Origin of the sequence: Kitasatospora sp. NPDC057692 (assembly GCF_042799475.1) — a bacterium.
Classification (GTDB): domain Bacteria; phylum Actinomycetota; class Actinomycetes; order Streptomycetales; family Streptomycetaceae; genus Kitasatospora.
Genome location: NZ_JBHVIV010000179.1, coordinates 1 through 4,968, shown reverse-complemented (window position 1 = coordinate 4,968; position 4,968 = coordinate 1). Strand labels below are relative to the sequence as shown.

Here is a 4,968-nt window from a genome sequence, read left to right as displayed (position 1 = left end):
GGGCAGCGCCTGCGGCCCGCGCCGGAATCCGAAGCGGCGGCGGGGCTCGGCCGGGGGTGCGGGGTCGCCGGGGCGCGCACCGGTGCGGGAGAGGCTCATCGTCCTGGACTACGGCTGCCGCCGCGCCCCCGGTTCACCGCTCACTCCGGCCCCTCCGGCAGCCCCTCCGACGCCGCCCCGGGCTCGCCCGGCTCGGGCATCAGCGCCGTCTGCAGCTGCACCGTCCTGCGGCGGCTGATGTGCAGGGCGCGGCCCGGCGCGAGTTCGCGCGGCTTGGTGCTGCCGAACAGCGTGCCCTCGCTCGGCGGGCAGGACAGCAGCACCACCGGGGTGTTGATGTCCTGGAGCCGGCGCAGCACCGGATCCCCGTACGCGCGGCCGACCCCGTTGGCGCCGCGCGCGACGATCAGGTGCAGGCCCAGCTCGGTGCCCTGGGCGAGGTGGGCGAGCAGCGGCTCGAAGGGGTTGGGGGAGGCGGCCGGGACGAGGTCGAGGTCGTCGACGATGACGAACAGCTCGGGCCCCGTCCACCAGTCGCGCAGCCGCAGCCGCGCCGGGCTGATGTCCTCGCCGGGAACCCGCGCCTCCATCGCCCGGGCCGCGCCGGTGACGATCTGCTTGACCACGTCCACCGAGACGGCGTAGCCGAGCCGGTACTCCTCCGGCAGGCTCTCGTAGAGCCCGCGCCGGAAGTCGATCAGCATGATGCGGGCCTGGTCCGGGGTGTACGCGGTGGTGATCGCCTTGATCATCAGCTTGAGCAGGTTGGTCTTGCCGCTCTCGCTGTCGCCGACCACCAGCAGGTGCGGGGACTCCTCGAAGTCGTGCCAGAGCGGCGCGATGTTGGTGTCCTCCAGGCCGAGGGGGACCCGCAGCCGGCCGTCGGGGGCCGGCAGGTCGGCGGCGTCGAGGAGCAGCGGCAGCATCCGCACCTCGGGCGCACGGGGGCCGGTCCAGTGCTCGTTGACGGCGTCCACCAGGTCGGCCACGCCCTCGGCGAGGTCGTCCGCGTCGCCGTGGCCGTCGATGCGGGGCAGCGCGGTCAGGAAGTGCAGCCGCTCCTCGGTGAGGCCCCGGCCGGGGATCCGGGGCACGGTCGCGGCCGCCCGCATGTTGATCATCGAGTCGATGGAGTCACCGAGCCGCAGCTCGAAGCGGGTGCCGAGCTGGTCGCGCAGACCGCCGAGGATCTCGCCCCAGCGGTTGGCGGCCACCACCAGGTGCACGCCGTAGTTGAGGCCCCGTCCGGCGATCAGGGTGAACACCGGCAGGACGTCCGGCAGCTCCTGGCGGACGGTGTTCCAGCCGTCGACGACCAGGAAGACGTCGCCGTGCCGATCGTCGGCCAGCTCGGGGTCCCCGGCCGCCCGGCGGCGGCGGAAGGCGGCCATCGAGTCGATGCCCAGCCGGGCGAAGCTCTGCTCCCGCCGGCTGATCACGGCGGTGACCTCGGCGAGGGTGCGGCCGATCCGCTCCGGGTCGTGCCGTCCGGTGACGCCGCCGACGTGCGGCAGCCCGCGCAGCGAGGACAGCGTGCCGCCGCCGAAGTCCAGGCAGTAGAACTGCACCTCCTGCGGCGAGTGGGTGAGCGCCAGTCCGGTGATCATGGTGCGCAGCAGGTTGCTCTTGCCGCTCTGCGGACCGCCGGCGATGCCGACGTGGCCGCCCGCGCCGGACAGGTCGGCGACCAGCAGCTCGCGCATCTGCTGGAACGGCCGGTCCACCACCCCGACGGGTGCGGCGAGCCCGCCCCGGCCGGACCAGCCCTCCGGCGTCAGGCCGTACCGGGGGTCGGGGCCGAGCGGCGGGAGCAGCTCGTCCAGGGTCGGCGGGACCTCCAGCGGCGGCAGCCAGACCCGGTGCGCCGGCGGCCCGGCGTCCAGCAGCCGTTCGGCGGCCAGCTCCAGCAGGGTGACGGTGGTCTCCTCCTCGGTGGTCTCCTCCTCGACCGCCACCGGATCGGGCCTGCGCGGCATCACGTAGGCGGTGTCGTAGGGAACCACCTGCCCGGCCGCGGCGGCCTGCCGGGCGGCCCCGCGCCGGCGGCGGTAGGGGCCGGAGACGTAGGAGGCCTTGAACCGCGTGAGGGTGGCGATGTCGCTGCGCAGGATGCCGTTGCCGGGCTGCGAGGGCAGCTGGTAGGCGTCGGGCACGCCGAGCACGCCGCGGCTCTCCATGGCGGAGAAGGTGCGCAGGCCGATCCGGTAGGAGAGATGGGACTCCAGGGCGTGCATCCGGCCCTCGTCCAGGCGCTGCGAGGCGAGCAGCAGATGGACGCCGAGCGAACGGCCGAGGCGGCCGATCATGATGAACAGCTCCATGAAGTCCCGGTGGGCCGAGAGCAGTTCGCTGAACTCGTCGACGACCACGAAGAGCGTCGGCAGCGGGTCGAGCCGGGTGCCGGCCGCCCGGGCGGTCTCGTAGTCCAGCAGCGAGCTGTAGTTGCCCGCGGCCCGCAGCAGTTCCTGGCGGCGGTTCATCTCGCCGTGCAGGGCGTCGCGCATCCGGTCGACCAGCGCGGCCTCGTCGGCCAGGTTGGTGATCACCGCCGAGGTGTGCGGCAGCCGGTCCAGACCGAGGAAGGTCGCACCGCCCTTGAAGTCCACCAGGACGAAGTTGAGCGTCTCGGAGGAGTGGGTGAGCGCGAGCGCCAGCACCAGGGTGCGCAGCAGCTCGGACTTGCCGGAGCCGGTGGCGCCGATCAGCATGCCGTGCGGGCCCATGCCGCCCTGCGCGGACTCCTTGAGGTCGAGGTCGACGGGCCGGCCGTCGGCGCCCAGGCCGAGCGGGACCCGCAGCCGCTGGCCGCGCGGCCGGTCGGTCCAGGCACGGCGCACGTCGTGCCGGTGCAGGTCGCCGATGCCCAGCAGGGCGGTGAGGTCGAAGTCGGTGTTCAGCGGCTCGGCGGTGTCCACCGCGTCGCCCAGCCGGTAGGGCGCCATCAGGGTCGCGTAGCGGCGGGCGGCCACCACGGGGAGCGCGTCCGGCCGCCCGAGCGCGGTGGTCTCGTCGTTGCGGTTGCGGTCGGCGCCGACCAGGTCGAGCCGGTCGTCGGTGATCCGCAGCCGCAGCCGGTACTTGCTGTGCTTCCACTCCAGGGCGTCGCCGAGGTCCAGCAGCACGGCGTTGCGGTAGCCGGCCAGCGCGGCCCGGCTGCCCGAGGACACCTGGACGCCGTCCAGCACGACGACCGTGAACGGCTCGTCCGGGGCGGGCTGCGACTCCGGCTCGTACGGCGGGCGCTCGCCGAACTCCGGCCCCAGCAACTGCTCCAGCTCCACCAGGGAGCCGGCCACCAGGCGCACCGGGCCGGCGCCGTCCGTCTCGGTCGGGTGCAGCGCGTGCGGCAGCCACTTCAGCCAGTCCCAGTCCGCCTGCCGCCCCGGGGCGACGGCGGCGGCGATCCGCAGCTCGTCCGGCGCGTGGAAGAAGGCCAGCTGGGCGAGCATCGCCCGGGCCAGGGCGCGGGCCGGCTCCTGGTCCGGCGCCGGACCGGGCTCGGCGCCGTCGCCCTCCGGGGCGGCGCAGCGGATCAGCACCTGTGCGTAGCCCCGGACGTGGACCGCCATCGGCTGGTCGGCGATCGAGCCGTAGGCATGGATGAAGCGGCGCAGCGCGTGCGCGCAGAGGGGTTCGAGGTCCTCCACCGGCTTGGTGGCGAGGGGGGCCAGCCGGACGGCGAGGCGCTGCGGACCGGTGGCGATCCGTACGTCGCCGAAGTCCGGGTGGGACGATCGCCGCTCCCACAGCCGGGAGGTCCGCACCAGCGAGGCGAGCGAGCCCGGCGCGGGGTGGCGCCAGGCCAGCGCGGTCCGCTGGCGCACGATGTGGCGGCGGACCTGGCGGCGCATCTGGGACAGGTAGCGCAGGTAGTCGCGGCGCTCGCCGCGCAGCTGCCGCTTGCGGTCGCCGGAGGCCCGGACCAGCTGGGTGACCAGCATGGCGACCGCCGACAGGCCCATCATGCCCATCGCGACGTACTGGAGGGGGCCGCTGCCGCCGTTCGGGTTGAGGAAGATCATCACCATCGACAGCGAACTCAGCGCCATCGGGGCCATCATCAGCATCTGCGAGACGCCGCTCTGCGGCTCCGGCAGACCGGGCGGCTCCTGCAGCTGGATCTCGCCGTCCGGCATCTCCGGTCCGGGGCGCCGGGGCGGACGGTCGACCAGGACCACGCTCAACGGGATTCTCCTCTCGCCGCGCCCGCGGCGCTTCGCTCCACTGCGGCCGGCCGCACCCTGGCGCGGCCACCGCGCCCGGGCGGCGGACCGGGACCGCACCCTGGCCAACGGCCGCCGCGCCCCGCGCGGTTCACCCGGCCCGGCACCGGTGCGCCGCGCGGGTGAACCGCGCCGCCCCCGCCGCCCGTAGAGCCGGTGGGGGACCGGAGAGGCCGGGCGAGCGAGAGGCGCGACAGGTGAGCGGTGGAGTGGCGGCGACCGGACTGTGCAGACTGAGGTTCCGCGCACCCGATGCCGCGTTCGAACTCGCCGTGCCCGGCGACATCGTGCTCGCCGACCTGCTGCCGACGGTGCTCGGCTACGCGGGCCCCGGCGTCGAGGAGAGCGGCGTCGAGCACGACGGCTGGGTGCTCCAGCGGGCCGGCGGCCCGCCCCTGGACGAGGAGCTGAGCCTGGAGGCGCTCGGTGTCCGGGACGGCGAGGAACTCCACCTGCGCCCGCGCCGCGACACCCTGCCGGAAGTGCACTTCGACGACCTGGTGGACGGCGTGCGCAGCGGCATGGCCGCCCGCGGCGACTCCTGGCGGCCCGCCGTCACCCACCACCTCGCCCTCATCCTCGCCCTGGTCGCGCTCGCCACCGGCCTGTTCCTGCTCGCCCTGCCCGGCGACGGGGACCTGCGCTGGGCCTGCGCCGCCGGCGCGGCCGTCCTGCTGCTCGGCGGCGCGGCCGCGGCCGGACGGGCTGTCGGTGACGCCCCCGCCGGCACCGCGCTGGCGGCCGC

2 protein-coding genes are annotated in these 4,968 nt (G+C 75.1%); one reads left to right on the top strand and one right to left on the bottom strand.

The genetic code is table 11. The features are described from left to right. Nucleotides 1-140: 140 nt before the first annotated feature. Nucleotides 141-4,184 carry a type VII secretion protein EccCa gene (gene eccCa / locus ACFVFS_RS40525; protein WP_380630133.1) on the bottom strand — a complete coding sequence of 1,348 codons (4,044 nt, stop codon included), beginning with the start codon at nucleotides 4,182-4,184 and terminating at the stop codon, nucleotides 141-143. A 236-nt stretch (nucleotides 4,185-4,420) separates the two neighbouring features. Between eccCa and ACFVFS_RS40520 the strand changes: the two genes are divergently transcribed. Beyond that, nucleotides 4,421-4,968, top strand: a 548-nt coding sequence (locus ACFVFS_RS40520) for an EsaB/YukD family protein (RefSeq protein ID WP_380630132.1), incomplete at its 3' end; no start/stop codon positions are given.